Source organism: Sphingomonas bacterium, from assembly GCF_028289855.1.
Classification (GTDB): domain Bacteria; phylum Pseudomonadota; class Alphaproteobacteria; order Sphingomonadales; family Sphingomonadaceae; genus Sphingomonas.
Map to the genome: position 1 here is coordinate 92,113 of NZ_JAQGKZ010000080.1, position 16,671 is coordinate 108,783.

General features: G+C 68.5%; 7 protein-coding genes. All 7 read right to left on the minus strand.

The genetic code is table 11. The annotated features are described in order from the left end of the window. Positions 1-6: 6 nt before the first annotated feature. The 7 genes from JWM94_RS09350 to JWM94_RS09380 all read right to left on the minus strand — a co-directional run bounded on the left by JWM94_RS09350 (position 7) and on the right by JWM94_RS09380 (position 16,630). Positions 7-3,894, minus strand: a complete 3,888-nt coding sequence (locus tag JWM94_RS09350; RefSeq protein WP_299425492.1) for a hypothetical protein — start codon at positions 3,892-3,894, stop codon at positions 7-9. Positions 3,895-3,914: 20 nt separating this feature from the next. Next, entirely contained in the window at positions 3,915-5,693 is a 1,779-nt protein-coding gene (locus tag JWM94_RS09355; protein WP_299425495.1) for a ShlB/FhaC/HecB family hemolysin secretion/activation protein, read from the minus strand. Between the two features lie 28 nt (positions 5,694-5,721). Further along, positions 5,722-6,429, minus strand: coding sequence for a hypothetical protein (locus JWM94_RS09360; RefSeq protein WP_299425499.1), 708 nt, complete (start codon positions 6,427-6,429; stop codon positions 5,722-5,724). Beyond that, on the minus strand, positions 6,416-8,395 hold the full coding sequence (locus JWM94_RS09365; protein WP_299425502.1) for an adenylate/guanylate cyclase domain-containing protein: 1,980 nt from the start codon (positions 8,393-8,395) through the stop codon (positions 6,416-6,418). The genes JWM94_RS09360 and JWM94_RS09365 overlap by 14 nt, the downstream gene beginning before the upstream one ends. After that, positions 8,392-11,361, minus strand: coding sequence for a CHAT domain-containing protein (locus tag JWM94_RS09370; protein ID WP_299425505.1), 2,970 nt, complete (start codon positions 11,359-11,361; stop codon positions 8,392-8,394). Before JWM94_RS09370 ends, JWM94_RS09365 begins: the two co-directional genes overlap by 4 nt. 224 nt (positions 11,362-11,585) lie before the next feature. Further along, on the minus strand, positions 11,586-12,827 hold the full coding sequence (locus JWM94_RS09375; protein ID WP_299425508.1) for a DUF885 family protein: 1,242 nt from the start codon (positions 12,825-12,827) through the stop codon (positions 11,586-11,588). After that, positions 12,824-16,630, minus strand: coding sequence for a LamG-like jellyroll fold domain-containing protein (locus JWM94_RS09380; protein ID WP_299425511.1), 3,807 nt, complete (start codon positions 16,628-16,630; stop codon positions 12,824-12,826). Before JWM94_RS09380 ends, JWM94_RS09375 begins: the two co-directional genes overlap by 4 nt. Positions 16,631-16,671 lie beyond the last annotated feature (41 nt).

A 16,671-nucleotide genomic window follows, 5' to 3' on the forward strand; every position in this document is an offset into this window, starting at 1 on the left:
CGGCGATCACGGCTTCGTGCCGTCCGACCAGACATCCTCATTGCCGATGCCGATGACCGGCTCGTCGATCGGCGGCTCGACGCTATAGGGGTCGAGGCCTTCGATGCCGAGCGCGGGGAGGATGATCGGCGGGATGATGCCGTTCACCGCCGACGCCGGACCCGTCCCGCCATTCACCAGACCGATCGTGTCGCGGATGCCGACCAGCGTCTTTGGTATGACGAAATTGCCCGGGCACACGCCCGGAATGATCTTGCAGCCGTTGACCGTCGATTGCGGATCGAACAGCGCGGCCCCTCCGGCGCCGTTGTTCAGCGTGATCCGCGGGATCAGTGGCGCGCCGGTGATGATCGTGCCGTTTGCCAGGAGCTGGCGGCCGTTGATGACGATTCCCACACGCTGGCCGCCCAGCGTCGAGATGGTCACCCCGCCATCGCCCACCGTGAAGCCGCGCCGCGCGGTCAGCAGAGCCGAGACCGCACCGCTATTTTGGATATACAGCCCGGCGGTCACGGAGAAGCGCATCGCGCCGGCGGTCAGATAGCCCTGATCGTTGACCGGTCCGTCATTGACCGCGAGCCGGGCGTTGCGGGCCGACACGTCGGTCGCGGCAGCAATGTCGGTGAGCGCCGCTTGCGACGCGACCGCGACAGTGGCGGCGTTGAGCGTCAGCGTGCCCGCGGGCGCCCCGGTGGTGCTGAGCAGCGCGATCGATCCCGTCCGGGTGATCACCCGGACCGCCGGTCCGGCGTTGAAGGTGAGCGCGTTGGCGGCGGTGGCGCCGGTCAGCGCCACCGCGCCGTTGACGGTGACCGTCCCGGGCGTCGTGATCGAGAAGGTCCCACCGAGATTGACCGGGGCGGCCCCTGCCGCGCCGGTCAGCGCCAAGGCACCGACCGTCGTGTCACCGGGAAGCACGATGGTGATATCGCGCGACTGGACGCGGCCGAGCCCGGCATTGGTTAGCGAATAGCCCGCTCCGCCGACGCCGCCGATGAAGCTCGCCCCGGCGCCGGTATTGGTGAAGCTGACGTTCTGCGTCAGCCCGGCGCCGCCGATCTGCGACGCGCCGCCGATCTGCATCGCCGCCGAGCGGAACGCGATCTGCGGGCTCCGCAGCGTGCCGTTGACCGCAATCGTCTGGCCGGTGGCGTTGATCGCGGTGCCAGCGGTCCCGTTGCCCAAGGTGACCGTGGTGCCCCCGATGACGGTCAGCGTCGTTCCCGCCGTCCCGTTGCCCAGTGTAGCCGTCGAGTCGCCGGTCAGCGTGAGCGCCGTTCCCGCCGTCGCATTGTTGAGCGTGGCGGCAGTCCCCGCGGCGACGTTGAGCGACGTGCCCGCGGTGGCATTGCCGATCGTTGCCGTCGTGCCCGCCGTCGCGTCGGCGCTCGTTCCCGCGCGCAGCGTCGCCGCGTCGATCGTGGTCACGGCGTTGAGCCGGATCGACCGAGTCGCGCCGAGGATCGCGCCGGCGCCGACGGAGATGCTCTGGGCGCGCATGTCGGCGTCGCCGGCATTGACCGTATCGACCGCGCCGGCATTACCGGTGTGCACGAGCGACACCGCGCCGCCGGCGGTGGCTAGGAGCGTGTTGCCGACAGTAAACCCCCCGCCGCCGCTCGCGGCATAGGTCTGGTCGCCGCCTGTAAGAATGGTGGCGTTGCCGGTGACGGCGATGCGGTTGCCCTGAGCGCTGAGCGCGAACGACGATCCGCCCGCGACGACCGCTCCCAACGCGCTGGCGTTGAGGCTCGCGAGACGCATCGCCGGGCTGGCGGCGGTGCTTGTATTGGTCAGCGCGATCTTGCCGCCGTTGCCGCCATTGGCGGACAAAGTCGTATCGCCGAGCGTCATCGATCCGCTGGCGCCGCCCGCATCGGCGGCGGTCAGCGACGCCGTGCCGCCCGAACCGCCCGCATTGCCATCGACCAGCAACGAGGTCGTCCCGGCGCTGAGCGGCGCACCGTTCGCCGCGACCAGGATTGTGCCCCCGGTGCTGCCGACCACGCCGCCGGTCCCCGTACCGCCGCGACCCTGAGCATTGATGGTTAGCGCCTGCGGGCCTGCCAGATCGGCGATCGTGATTGCGCCGTTCTGCGCGCGCACCGTCGCGCCGCCACCTTGGCCTGCGCCGCCTGCGCCGCCCGCCGAGGCCCCGCCGGTACCGGTCACGTCGATCGACAGGCCGGGCAGCGTCAACGCCCCGCCATTGATGGATTGGATGAGCACGGTGCCGCCGGTCGCCGCGCCGCCGCCCGCCTGACCGCTCCCGCCCAGCGCTCGCGCGGTGATTGTCAGCGGGGCGGTGGGCGCGAACACCGCGTTATCGACGGTCAGGCTGGCGGTGCCGCCAATCGCCGCGGCACCGACAAAGGTCGGGTCGTTGAGCACGGTCCCGCCCGGGCCGACACCCGCGCTCGCGTCGATGACGATCGGGCCGACGTTCAGGCTCGCGCCATTGGCGAGCAGCACCGATGCGGTCCCGCCGCGACTGGTTACCGGTCCAAGCGACGTGGGCTGCGCCACGCCGGTCGCGCTGACGGTCAGCGTGTTGGCGGTGATCGACCCGCCATCCGCCGATACGCTCGCCACCCCGCCGGTCGCGCTGCCGCCGGTTTTATAACCGCGGCGTACGCCGTCCCCGTCGGCAAGCACATTCAAGGCACCCTTGATGTTGATCTGTCCGCCCTTGTCCGCGATCACCTGAGCGGTGCCGGCATCGAGCCCGAAGCGCGCGCTTTGCAGGGTCAGATTGCCGCTCGCGTTGATCGTCCCGGTGGTGGCACGCGCCGTGACGGTGCCGTCCGCCACCGCCAGCGTGTTGCCGCTCAGCGACAAGGTGCCGGCGCCTTGCCCAAGCAAGGTGATGTCGCCCGATGCGCTGGCGATCAGTGGCGTGGTCAGCTTGCCGTTGATCAGCTGAATACTCGCCGCCGGCCCCGCCGCGGCGCCGGTCATCACCGCGTCGCCGTTTATCACGTCACGTCCAGCGCTCAGCACCACCGTGTTGCCGACCGCCGCGGCGCTGAGGTCGTAGCCGATCGCGCCGCCGAGCAGCATCGTCACCGCGTTGTTCTTGGCGACCGTGACCATGTAGATGCGCTTGTTCAGCGCGGACCCGGGCGTGACTGGGCCGCCGGTCGAGCCGTCATGCACGATCGCCGTTCCGCCGACCGTCGTCCCGCCGCCGGCGTCGATCGCGATGCTGAACAGCCCGTCGCCCAGTGGCATGGTGAGCGTGCCGGTTTCAGCGGCGATATAGGCGATCTGGCCGTCGGCGCGGATGCTGCCCGACTGGACAATCCTGGGGGCGATCAGCGCGACATAATTGAGGGCGGCGATCTTCGCGCCGGCGGCGATGTTGACCTCCGACGTGCTGCCGACCCTCCCGACAAAACGCGCTACATTGGGGTTGAAGTCGTTATTCGAGTTGAGCGGTATGTCGTTGGCGCTGAGCAGCAGCCCGCCGACGTTGAACGTCGCGGTGCTGCCGACCATGAAGCCGCCGAGGGTGTAGAACCATATCGACCCGCCCGTGACGGGCTGGGCAGCGCCAGCGACCTGGCTGGTGATCGCGCCGTTGAGCATGATCGGCACCGCCGCGTTGGGCACAATTCGGTTAAGGACTGTGTAATTCGCCTGGGTGCCGAGATAATTGACCGAGTTCGCGGCGGGAAGAAAGTCGAGCGGCCCGACCGGACTGGGATTGAACGACGACCAGTCGATCACCGCCGTCGCGCTATCGATAGTGATCTGGTCGTGCCCAGGCGTGCGAACGATCGTCACGCCGCCGTTGATGACCGTCGGATTGCCCTGATAGCCTTGCGCGGCCGCCGGGAAGGCATATCCGGAAGCGATGAGGGCACCGGCAGCGCAGGATAAACGCAGCATCATGATGGCACGACAGCGCGGTGTCATAGCGGCCTCCAGGGCAACAAGCGGGTGGTGAAGCTCACGAGTAGGCGGACGCCCTCACGCTTGGTGGCGAACGGCAAGCGGCTGAGCGGCGCGGCGAGCGTCACGTCGAGCCGCGCGCGGTCGCCATAAGCGGCGCGAAGCCCACCGCCGATCGAATAGATCGACCGCGAATTGTTGCCCGCCGCCAGCGGCCCTTGCGTCCACAGGCGGACCCCGTCGACGAACGCATAGGGTTGCAGCGCGAGCTTGTTCGCGCCCTTGGGAACGATCGAGAACAGCCGCAGCTCGGCCGAACCCCCGATGCCGCTATCGCCGGTCAGCGCGCCGGGATCGTAGCCACGGCCGACGGTGTAGTTACCGGCCGACATCTGCTCATAGGAGAGCACGGGATCGACGGCATATTGCCCACGCGGGCTGAGCACGAACGCGATCTTGGGCGTCGGGCGGAACTCGAAGCTGGCGCTGGTGCGGACCAACGCCGCGCGCGGATTGGCATCGAACCGGCTGATCGACGGCGCGACGGCGCAGCGCAGGTAAAACGGTGCGGGCCCGCAATCGCGGCTCGCGCCGAGGACGCCGAGACCCTGACGGATTTCGAGCGAGCCGCTGAGGCGCCAACGCGGCTCGGTCGGGTTGTAGCCGCGCGTGTCGCCGATGCTGTCGGGGCTGATCGCGTCGAAATCGACCCGGCCGTACAGCACGCGTAACTTGTCGGTGTTGAGCGCCAGCCCGGCGAAGCGGAGCTTTTGGTCGATCACGTCGAGGCCGAGCGCGGCGCGGACCGTCTCGGCCTGGTGCCGGATCAACGGATAACCGAGCTCGCCGGTCGCGACCATCGTGCGGGCGCGCAAGGGATTGCCGCCGCCGATCGTGGGCTGCGTCCAGGCATAAGTGAAACGGCCGGTCAGGCTGAGTCCGCTGGTGCCCGGCCGGATCTCGTATCCGGCTTCGACCACGGTCTGCTCGCGCGCGTCGAAACTGTTGTCGAAGCCTAGTGTGGCGCGGTCACCGATTCCGAGCAGATCGTTGACCGTCAGCCGCGCTAGACCGGAAAAGCGCCCGACCGCGCGCGACCCGTAATTTTGGATGTTGGCGTAGAGTTCGACCGGCGTGCGTGTGACCATCACGTCGCCCGCGACTTCGCCGGGCACCGTGCCAGCGGGCTTGAGCACGAGATGGACATTATACCCCGGCAAGTCCCCCGCCAGCAGCAGCGAACGTTCTGCCTCGAAGCGGTTGAACGGCCGCCCGGTCTTGAGCTGCTCGAGATACCCGGCGAACAGCTTTTCGGCGTTGCCGGCATTGCCGCGAACATGCAGCGCGACGAGCTTTGCCATCAACACCTGGAAATGGACGACGCCGCCTTCGATCGTCTGCGGCGGCACCTGAACGGCGGCGAGGTATCCCTTGTTGCGCAGGATCGTCGCGGCGGCATCGCGGATCTCGCACACCACCGAGATCGGCGAGGTTTTGCCGAGATACGGCGCGACGGCGGGCGCGAGCTCGGCCGGATCGACCGCCTCGAGCTGATCGAACACGGCTTGCGTGATCGTCACCGTGACCGCCTGAAAGCGCGGATCGTCGAGCGGGCAGGGCGCGCGTTCGATCCCGCCGGAAACCGTCAGCCGCGGCGGAGTCGGCGGCAAGGCCTGATCGGGAATACGGTTGATTTCCTCGCGCGTCGGCGGCGCAACCTGGCCCGCCGCCGGTGCGGCGACGCCGTACGACAGCGCCACCGCCAGCGACGTCAAGCTCGTGGCCTGCCAGCGCGTCATCCACGCCCTCCACTATGGCCCGCGCGCGTCATTTCTTGTCCGACGTCGACTTGATCAGCACGTCGAGCTGGCCCTGGCACTGGTTGGCGACCAACGCCCCCGCCAGCTGTTGCAGGTCGGCGGGCTGCGGCTGGACGACGCGAAATTCGATCCGCGATCCGGCGATCCGATACGCGGCATGATCGGTCACCGGCAGCGCGGCCGGCCACGCGACCGTGCTTTGCCCGGCAATCCAGTCGACCGTGGCGGTCGCGCCGCCGTCGGCGGTGATCGTCGTGCTGCCGGCCTTGTCGGCGACGCTGCGCCACAGCGTCACGTCGCGCGGATCGCCGACGCACGTCGTGCCGCCGCGCGCGGTATCGACGAACCAGATATTGGGCAGCAATTGCCCGTCCACCGGGGGCACGCTGCGCACCGCCCCGATCCGCGCGCGGCGCGAATTGGTCGGCGTAGCGAGCGCGGTGAGCGTGCTGGTGGTCGCGGTGCTGCTGCGGCCGATCACGAAGCTGCCCGGCCCGCGCAGCACGCGCGTGCCCTTCGCGTCGAGCACGACCAATTCGTCATTGCCCTTCAGCGTCACGCGCGCTTCGTCGGCCAACGTCTTGCCCGGCACAAAGCTCGCCGCAGACGGCCCGGTCGCACGCAGCACCATGACCTTGGCGACGGCGGACGTCGCCGCGAGCGAAAAGCCGGCGAACATCAGCCAGCGGAACGAGTGTGATCTAATCGAGCGCAAGACAGCCTCCTGGTCCAATACGATGCAAATTTTCGACGAGCGTGCCGAGGGCCCGATCGCCGTCCCGGGCTTCGGCGTAGCGTTCGAGCTTTTCGAGCGCGCCGCTCTTTCCGGTGTCGAAATTACGCAGCATTTTGCGGAAAAGATGCAGCTCGTCTTCGGACACGCCGCTGACCGGCTCGTATACCTCGATCGGGGTCGACCGGCCCCGGACGGTGATACGCCCCATCGGGCGCAGCGGCGGGTCGGTCATCGCCGCCGCCGCTTCGGCGCTGACCAGCGCGCGCGTGCCGAGTTGCTTGTTCGCGCCCTCCAGCCGTGACGCGGTGTTCATCGCATCGCCCAGCGCGGTATATTGCATCCGTCCTTCGCCACCGAAATTGCCGACGATCGCCTCGCCGCGGTGCACCCCGACCCGCGTCCGGCCGACCGGCGGGCAGTCCGCCGGCGGCGCCTGCCGGAAGGCTTCGCCCGCCTCGACCATTGCGATCGCCGCGGCCAGCGCGCGGTCGCCGTCGTCGGGCCGCGCGATCGGTGCGCCCCAGAACGCGACGACCGCGTCGCCGACGAATTTGTCGACGGTGCCGCCATGCGCGAGCACGATACCGCTCAGCCGGTCGAGATAGGAGTTGAGCAGAACCGCCGTCGTCTCGGGGGATATCGCGTGGGTCAGCTTGGTGAACCCCTCGAGGTCGCTGAACAGTGCGAAGATCGTCGTGCGCTCGCCGTGCAGGCTGAGTTGGCTCGGATCGCGCAGGATCGCGGCGGCGACGTCGCGCGGCAGGTAGCGGCCGAGCGCGCCTTGCGCGAAGCGGCGTTCCTCCGACCCGAACATCCGCGCCAGCGCCGCCGCGGCGCTATACGCCATCGTCCAGCCGATCAGCCCGCCGAACGCGGGCAGCCCTTGCGTATCGACCCCCCAATATTGCAGCCCGAACGGGAGCAGCACGATCACGGCGAGGCCCGATACGACCAACGTCGCCAGCCGCCACCCGCCGAAATCGCCCGTCCCGACCGCCGCCCCCGCGAGCGTGACGATCCCCGCCATCAGCCACAGCAGCCACGACGGGATCGCCATCGGCATTCGCCCGTCGAGCCGCTGCGCCAGCATCGTCGCGTGGATTTCGAGGCCGCTCGTGGTTTTTTTGGTCATCAACGTGCCCGGTGTATCGAACCGGTCGAGGTCGCTGATATCGCCGCCGATCAACACGTAGCGGCCCTCGATCTGGTTTTTGAGCATGTCCGGCGTATCGTCGCTGTCGAACAGGTCGATCGGCAGTTCGGCGAACACAAAGCCGTCTTTGTAGCGCGGCAAACGATAGGCGATGCTGCGGTCGTAGCCGGCGAACTTGCCCGGCCCGCCCGTCAATTGATCGACCAGCATTGGCGGCAATCCAGGCGGCCGCCCCGGCCAGCTCCGCATCACGCCATCCAGGGCGGGTTCGATGCGGATGCTGGCGGGGTGGACGTTGCCGGGGGCAAGCTGCGACTGAAACCGGCGCTGGAATTGCTCCTGCCACGACAGCACGGCATCGGGGTTGGTCGCGTTGGTCGCGAACGCCAGGAATGTCGGCGTCCGCATGCCGCGCATGGCGGCGATTAGCGCGGGGTCGTCGGGAGTCGCCTGATCGATCAGGACGTCGATCCCGATGCCCTTCGCACCGAGCCGGTCGAGATTGGTCAGCGCCCGCGCCAGCAGCGCACGGTCGAGCGGGTAACGGCGACCGACCTTGGCCAGCGTATCGTCGTTGAACGTGACCATCACGATCCGCTGGTCCTGATCGACTTTCGGCTCGGCGACCAGGGCGCGAACATCATAGGCTGCATGTTCGACGTCGACCGCGACGGGGATGTCCCACGAATATCGCGCCATCAGCAAAGCGGCGCCCAACAGCAACGCCGTCACCAGCAACCGGCCGTACCCGATCCGCGCGACCGTCCGTCGGAACTGGCGAAGCGCGTTCACCGGCCGCGCAGCACCGGTCGGGTGCCGTCGCCGATCAGCGCGAAGCCGGCCCAGTAATAAGGATGGGAGGTTTCCGGGTCGGCCATCAGCTTGATCTGCGCCTGCCGCAACGCTTCCGCCGTCGATGTGCCCGGCGGCGCGGTGAACAGTCCGCTGATCAGCCGCTCGGTTGCCTTGTAATCGTCGGGCGCTGGCCAGTGGCTGGCCAGCACCGATCGCCCGCCCGCACCGATGAAGGCGCGGACCAGCCCGTCGAGCGCGTTGCCGCCACCGTTGGTGACGCCCGCCGCGCGCGTCGCCTCGACGCTTGCCGCCGCCGCGGTATCGCAGGCGGACAGGATGATCAGATCGGCGTCGAGCTTGAGCGCGTAGATCTCGTCGAAGCTGAGCAGCCCGTCCGAATCCTTCGATCCGAACGAGGTCAGCAACGCCGGTTGCGACGGACATTGCGGGCGCGGCGCGACGATCAGGCCGTGCGTGGCGAAATGGAGGATGCGATAGCTGTCGAGTGCCGCGTCGCCGGTGATCGCGGTGTCGGTGAACGCCGCGCCGGTCTCCAGCGTTGCGCCGCCCGCGCCGATCGCGGTTTTCGCGGTGTAGAGCTCGGCGGGCGACACCGGGCTCGCCCAGGCGCTGGCGGGCCAGCGGCAATCGAGCAGCCCCGCCGATCCGGGCGGGGTCGTCAGCGCGCGGAACGGCGGGATCTGCGCGTTGTCGCCGAACCCGATATAGGCACGCTGGCCCGCCGATGGCGCCGTGGCGCGAACGTCGCGGAATGCGCGGGCCGACAGTGCGGTGCTGATCCCGACCCGCGCGCCCAGCCAGTCGATCCCGCGCATGTCGAACGGATCCGCCTGAGGATCGCTGATCCGCGTCAGATAGCGATCAACGCCGGCCTGATCGTCGATCAGCAGCGACACCGGCAGCCGCAGCATCGCGCCGTCGGGCTCGAAAATGAGGTGTTTGAGCTGCGGCAAGCGGTCGGCAGCAGGCCCGGCCAGCGCCAGATACAGTGTGCGCGATCCCGCCGCGTCGAACGGATAGGTGACGGTGCGGCCGTCCTGCGGCTCGGCGATCGTCGCTCGCAGGGCATCGACACGCTTGGCCAGTTCGGCGGGATCGAGCGGCAGCTTCCATGCGGTCGCGTCGTCGCGGGTGATCAGCATGCCGTAGATCGACCGCCCGACCACGGTGAGCTTCCAATAGCCTTCACCCGGGTTGAGCGACGCGCGGAAGGTGGCGAGGTCGAGCGCCTGGGTCGAGATCGCGCGGTACGCAGGATAGGCGGCGAGCTTCGCCAGTGTCGCGCCCTGATCGGCCTGGATGCGCGCGATCTCGGCTTGGTCGGCGGCGATCCCGGCGCGATCGGCTTCGGTCGGTGATGGAATGGCGGTCAGTCGCGCAAGCTCGACGCGCAACACCTCGGCCCGGCGCGCCTCGGTCAGCGACTGGCGGAACAGCCGCGCCGCCTCGCCCGACCCGCCCGACAATTCGCGCGCCAGCGTCGCTTGCGTGTCGGCCACGCCGGGGCGCAGCAGTACCTGGCTGGCGAGGAACAAGTCGGCGGTCAGCTCCGGCCGCCGCGCCGAGCGGTCGACCAGCAAGGTCATGTACGGGTCGAGCAACCGCGCGAACCCGGTCGGCGCGCCGCCCGCAGCACCCAGCTCCTTGACCACCTGCGCGTAGAGCGTCAGCGCTTCGTCGGTCCGGCCCGTCCGCGCGTAAAACGCCGCGAGCCGCGCATTGGCGGCGGACAGCGCGTTCGATGCCGGATATTCGCGCCCCAGCACCGCTATCGCGCCATTGAGCAGCTTTTCCGCACCGCCCCAGTTGCCCGCGCCCTCAGCCAAATAGGCTTGCTCGGTCAGCACTTGGGCGCGCAACGGCGCGGTCGAAGCGATGCGGCCATTGCGGACGCGGTCGAGTGCCGGCGGCACTTGGTCGAGCGCGCGCGCGGCCTGATCCGGGCGTCCTTGCAGCCGCAGGATCGTGCCGCGCAGCGCCATCGCCTGCGCGTCGAGGATCGTCGCCTTTTCGCCCGATGTCAGCTTCTCGGACGCAGTAATCCCGAGCTTGCGCGCGAGCGGCACGCCTTCGTTGAGCGCGACCGCGGTCTCGACGTCGATCGTGCTCGCGGCCGGCGCCGGATAGGCCGGCTCGACCGGCACATCGAGCGCCGTCATCGCGTCGCCGGGCCGTTCCTGATTGAGCAGATGGAGCGCGCGATAGTTGCGCCGCAGCCGCAGCTCGACGCGGTCGCCGGTCGGGACGCGATCGGCCTGCGCGAACAGCGCGTCGGCCTGCGCGAAATTGCCGAGGTCGGATTCCTGCAGCGCGCGGTTGACCAGATATTCGCCGCGCCGCGCGACCGCGGCGTCGGTCAGCGCGCCGGCTCGCTCGAGCAGCGTTTCGAAAAATGCCGCCGCTTCGGCATAGCTGCCCGAATTGTTGCGGCGATACCCCTGGTCGCGCGCCGCGGCGGGATCGAGCACGCCCGCCTGCGCGCGCGCGAAAGCGGCGGGGTCACCCGCTTCGGTGACGGCAATGCTCACCTCGCCCGGCACCACGCGATCGGCGACGATCGAGCGCAGCCCGAGTTCGAGCGCGGAGACATAACCGCCCAACCCTTCCGCGATGTAGAGCGTATTGCCCCGCGTCGCGATCAGGACGGTATAGGCTGCTCCGTCCCTGGTGGTGCAGCGGATCGCCTGCACTTGCCCGGCGTCGGCCAAAGCGGTGGTCGTGGCGGGTTGGCAGGCCAGCCCTTCGCGACGGGCCGCAAGCCGCGCGGTCGGATCGCCCTTGTCTGTGCGGAGCGCATAGAGGTGCCCGATCGGCGCGGCGGCGTCGCGACAGACGATCGCATAAGCGCGATCGAACAATCCGGAGGCCACAGGATCGGCGTTCGTCGCTCCGACCCGGCACAGCGCGTCGCCGCCGGTTCCCAAGGCGAAGCTGTCGGCCATGCTGGGCCTGACCGCCGATTGCGGTCGCGCGATCACGGGTGCGAGAAGCAAGACAGCCAAAAGCGCGGCGCGGAACATCTGCATCCCCGTTAGAGGATGGCACCTGTTTGGCGTCCAACCCCTTTTTTTCGCGACCCGGTCTTCAAGCTACCATAGCGACCTAAGCGATGGAAGGGCGCCATCGCGCACGGCGCCGCCGCGCCAATGCGTTCGGCAACCGATCTTTATGCCAGACTTCCGGTAATCACATAGCGGCGGAGATGATCGAGCCGCTTGCGCCCACCCGCCAGCGCGCGCGTGTGGAATTGCTTGCGGCGGCGCCAGTCGCGCGGCGCGAGGTCGGCGATCGCGAGCCAGGCAAGCGCGTCGGCGGCGCGGCTCGCGGGTTCGGCGGCGGTGCGGGCGAGTTCGATATCGTACGGCGCGAAATAGGCGGGCGGGCCCTGATGCTCGTCGAGGAAAGCGCGCGCGCGGTCGATGCTCCAGCCATCGAGGTGCAGCCCCATGTCCATTCGCGCGCGCGCGGCGCGGAATAGCAGCCAGTGGAGGTGGCCGATCAGCCTGAGCGCATCGCCATCGTACGCGCCCTCGGCCGCGGCGAGCTGTTCGGCATAGACGCCCCAGCCCTCGACGAACGCTGCAGCATAATCGGCACGCAACGGGTGCATCCCGGCGGCGGCCTCGATCGGCAGCTGGACGAGGTGGCCGGGTACGAGCTCGTGCGCGACGACGCTGCCCAGCGTCCAGCTCGGGCGGCGGCGAATGTCTTTCAGATCGACAATGTACCCGCCGGGTCTGCCCGGTTCGGGGAGGATGCGCTTTCCCGCCGGTTCGTCGGCGCGCGCCGGCCGGCTGACCGCGACCTCGAGGCACCAGGCGGGCACGGTATCGAAGGCAACCGGCACCTGCGTGCGCCGCGCGGCGAGCATCCGGTTCATGTCGGCGACGGCACGGTCGCGGCCCGCGTCGCTGTCGGGATAGAGGAAGCGCTCGTCCGCCATCAACGCGGTCAGCCGCGTGCCGACGCTGCCGTCGCGACGGCCAATCGCGCGCAACGCTGCATCGGCACGCGCGGTCAGCGTCACCAGCGCGGCACCGAGTTGCCTTCTGGCGTCGTTGGTACCGACATCGCCGAGCCGCCGCTTGAGCAGTAGTCGGTAATAAACCGGCCGTTCCGGCATGGGAATCGCGGCGATCGTCTTCGCACCGGGAAAGCGGCGCGCGATCTCCGCATCGACCGCCAGCCCCGCGCGGATCGTCAGCAAGTCGAGCTGCGGCGATAACGACAGTCTGGCGGGGTCGAGCCCGGCCAGGGCGTCCAGCTTTGCGGCGGGATCGCCCTCTTTCGGAAGGGCGTCGAGCGCCACCTTGAGCCGCGCATCGTCGTTTGCCGCCAACGCTGCCGTTGGCACCGCCAGCATCGCCGCGCCGGCGGCCAATGCCTGCCGCCGCGAGAGCGTGATCATCCGCTCGCCGCCGCGAGCGGCACGCTGTTGTTGAGCCGAGTGACTTCCGCCGTGTCTCCGGGCAGCGCGATGCGAACCTGCACGCGTTTCAGCTCGATCCCGGCGGGAAGCTGCAGCCGGACCATCGCAGTCTTGGGCAACAGGTCGAGCGGCGCTTTGAGCGGGGTGATCGCTACGGTCGCGAGCACTTTGCCGTCGCTATCGACAAGCATCGCACTGCCGCCCGTCGTCGCAACAGAACCGAGGCTATGGACGGTCACCGACACGCTCCGCCCCTTCACGCTCACGTCGTCGCGACCGATGCCGAGGTCGGGGCGCTCGGCGACGGGCGTCCCCGCCTTGGTCAGCGTGAAATCGTACACCGTCGTCGTGTGCGGGGCGAAGCTGACCTCGACCGGCGCGCTGCGTTCGAGCGTCACGATCGCGCGGCCGCTATCGGTATTGAGCGTCGCGCCGCCGTCATTGCTCGTCGCATAGGTCATCGACCATTGCCCGGCGATGACGCTCCATCCGGTCATCGTCGCGCGCTGGGGCCGGTCGGTCGTGTTGTACGCGATCACGCGAAAATGGTCGGGCCGCGCATCGGGCAGCAGAATCGCGACTTGCTCACCCGCTTGCGGGTCGGCGAAGCGCCAGCTGACGACATGCCCCGGCCAGGTCTGGTTGCGCACCAGTGCCACGCCGCCGAGCCGTTCGCGTTGCAGGATGCTCATGTCGGACTCGACGCGGTCGGCCCACCAATGCCCTTCGGTCATCATGTACAGCCGCTGCGCCTTGGTCGCGATCGACCCGGCCTGGATGTCGGCCAGCAGCGAAACGTCGCCGCCACTGCTCCAGGAGGCGTAGTGCGCGAAGTCGCTGTCGCCGGGCTTGGCGAGCAGCGCCTTGCGCCATGCCTCGCCCATCGGCGCGATTGCGAAGACGTTGTCGTTGAGTTCGCTCAGCGACCCCGGCCCCGCTTTCGAAACGCGCGCCTCGATCGGGCGGAGGTATTTGACGTTGCCGGTAAAGCGATACGCCGCCCAGCTCGACTGGAGCGGCGTGGTGAGCCCGCCGCCGTCGCCCGCACGCTCCGCATCGGTGCGCCAGTTGATTTCGTTGGGGAAGCTCCACACCCCGTCGGCGCCCTGCTTGCCGTGCGCCAGCCAGCCGTCGATCACCCCGATGACCAGTCCTCTCGCCGCCGGGTTGCCGTTGTACAGCCCGACCAGCATCGGCGCGTGCATCACAGTGAAGCTGTACGGCTTCTGCCACTCCCACGCGCCTTCGCGGTAGATCTTGCGCCCGCCATACCAGTTGCTGACGAAGTGCATGTGGCCCTGCGCGTTGACCAGCAGCACGCGCTGCAGGCCGCGGACGGTGTCCATCAGCCGCTCGATCGCGCGCGGCTCGCCCCAATTGAGGTAGAGCCGCTCGGCATCGCTGTTGAGGCCTTCCTCATAGGCATGGAGCTCGTCGGTGGTAATCGTGCCGAGCCCGTTGGTGCGCATCCCGTTCTTGTAGACCGCGTCAGACAGCGCGGTGAGCGACGCGTTCACCTTGTCGGATTCGATCCCCATCAGAGCGAGGCCCGGCCATTGCTCGGTCAAGTCGGTGTCGTCCGAAATCCCCCCGCCGAAATCGCCGTACGGCACCTGGCGATTATCGATCCACCAATCGACGAACCGCTTCGACAGCTTCAAATCCTCGAGCTGGCGGAACGCCCATAGCGGCACGCCGGGTGGCGGAGTCGGTTGGACGAACGCAGGCATGTTTTCGGGGCGATAATTGATGTCGGCCCAATAGGCGCGCGCGAGCACGTTGTCGGGATCGACCCGGAGCAAATCGCTGATGTCCGCGAACGCGCGAGCGTAGAGCGATGCACGCTTCGATGCCGTATGCTCCTCGACCAGAAAGCCCCAATTGTCCTTCACCTGGTTGAAGCGGTCGGCGATGTGTTCCTTCAACGCCTCGGCACGCGGCTTGAACACCAAACGGATTTTCGCGCCGTTCAGGCTTTCGGCATTGAAGTCGGGCGCGGCGGAAGCGACCGTCAGGTACAGGCTGTCGGGCGGCAGGATGCGGTCGCGCAGGTCGAGCCACAGGGTCCGCGCTTCGCCGGGCTTCACCGATACCGACACGTCGATCATGTCGCGGCCCGGCCAGATCGGGTCCTTGACCCTTATGTTGAGCGCGATCAACCCCTTTGCATCGGGTGTCGCTTTGAGCGCGGGGATATCGATCGCGATACCATCGAGCCCGTCGTGGATGTTCTGCCAGCCATAATCGAACGCACGCGCAATCGGTTTGTCGGCATACGCGTCGCCGAAGCTTGCCGGGATCAGCATGTGGACGATCGGCGCATCGCCCTTAGGCCGCTCGATCGTGCCGCTACCACCGGCGGCGCCCGCCCCGACCGCAGCCTTGATCCCGGAAGACGGCATCGCGAGCACTGTCGCGCGCTCGTCGGGGGCGTAGCGCCCGGCGATGAACGCATTGAGCGAATCGAGCGCGGCCATGCGCGGCGCGAGGCTCGAATCGACCGTGTAGGACAGCTTGAAACTGCCCGTGGGTTCGCTGCCGACGCCGACATCATAGGCCCACAGTTCCTGGATCGGCTGTTCCTGCATTGTGTTGACGAAGCTGATCGTGCCGCCGGTGCGTTCGGGGAAACTGTCGATGCTGCGCGCGACGCCAGCCGGTCGCTTGGCAATGGGCGATCCATTCCACAGCAGCGAACCGTACGCCGCGCCGCGCAGTTCGACGCGATTGACTTTCTCGCCCGCCGGCACGGTTAGGTCATAGCGCTTGCCGCCTTCGACATAGACGTTCCAGTCGGGCAGTTCGAAATAATCGTCGCGCCCGGGTAGCCGCGAGCGGTTGTAGACGCCGGGCCAGGTCGTCTCGGCGATCCCATCGACGCCCTTCCACATCCATTCCTTGAGGTCCTTCGCGTCGGCGAACTCAACTTTGCGGATGCGGGTGACGGCGTCGGTGAGCAGCGGCGGCGCGCCGCGGTCCCAGCCGTAGCGATGCAGCCAGGCGGCGCGGCGCGCGGCGGCGTCGGGCGCGGACGCCGCGCCGGGATCGCGCTTGTCGGCGAGCGCGGCGACATCGCTCGCGCCGAGCATGTGGTCGTACACCCGGATCTCATCAACATCGCTGCCGCGCATGAAGTGATAGCGGCTCTGCACCTGGTGGGGCGACATGACGCGCCCGGCGAGCCCGAACTGGTCGAGCCCCGAATCGAGATCGGCCCTCTGATCCTTGCGCGCGACGAGCTTGCCGTCGATGTAGAGCTGCGCCCCGACCGTCTCGTCCCAGCCGAATGCGATGTGATGCCACGCGTCGGGCGCGGGCAACGTCGGCATCGCCCACGACACGCGGACGCGCGACAGGTTGTTATCGGTGACGAAGGCGTCGAAGCCGTGGCCGTTCCAGTCCACACGCAGGAACGCCATGTCCCAGCTCGAATGGTCGGCGAACCCGGCGCGGAAGATCGCGAACGGTGCCTCGCCGACTGGATCGCGCGAGCGCCAGAAAAACGATAACGTGCCGCGCTCGGCGCGCATGTTGCCCGGCGCCTTCCACGCGACATAGCCGTCATCGGCCCAGCGCGCCGCGCCGCCGATCGCGCCGTCGGGAACGACGCTCACACCGCTGCGGAAATTGGGGACGGCGTCGCCGCCCGCGACTTCGGCGGTCAGGCTCTTGTCGGCCGACATGCGGAACAGCGGGCCGGAATTGTCCTGCGCCGCGGCGAGCGGCCAAGCGATCGTCGTGGCGGCAAGGACGAGCAAGGTGATCAGACTGGGGCGGCGCACGTCAGACTCTCCCGGACAACTTGCTCAGATCGCAATACTAT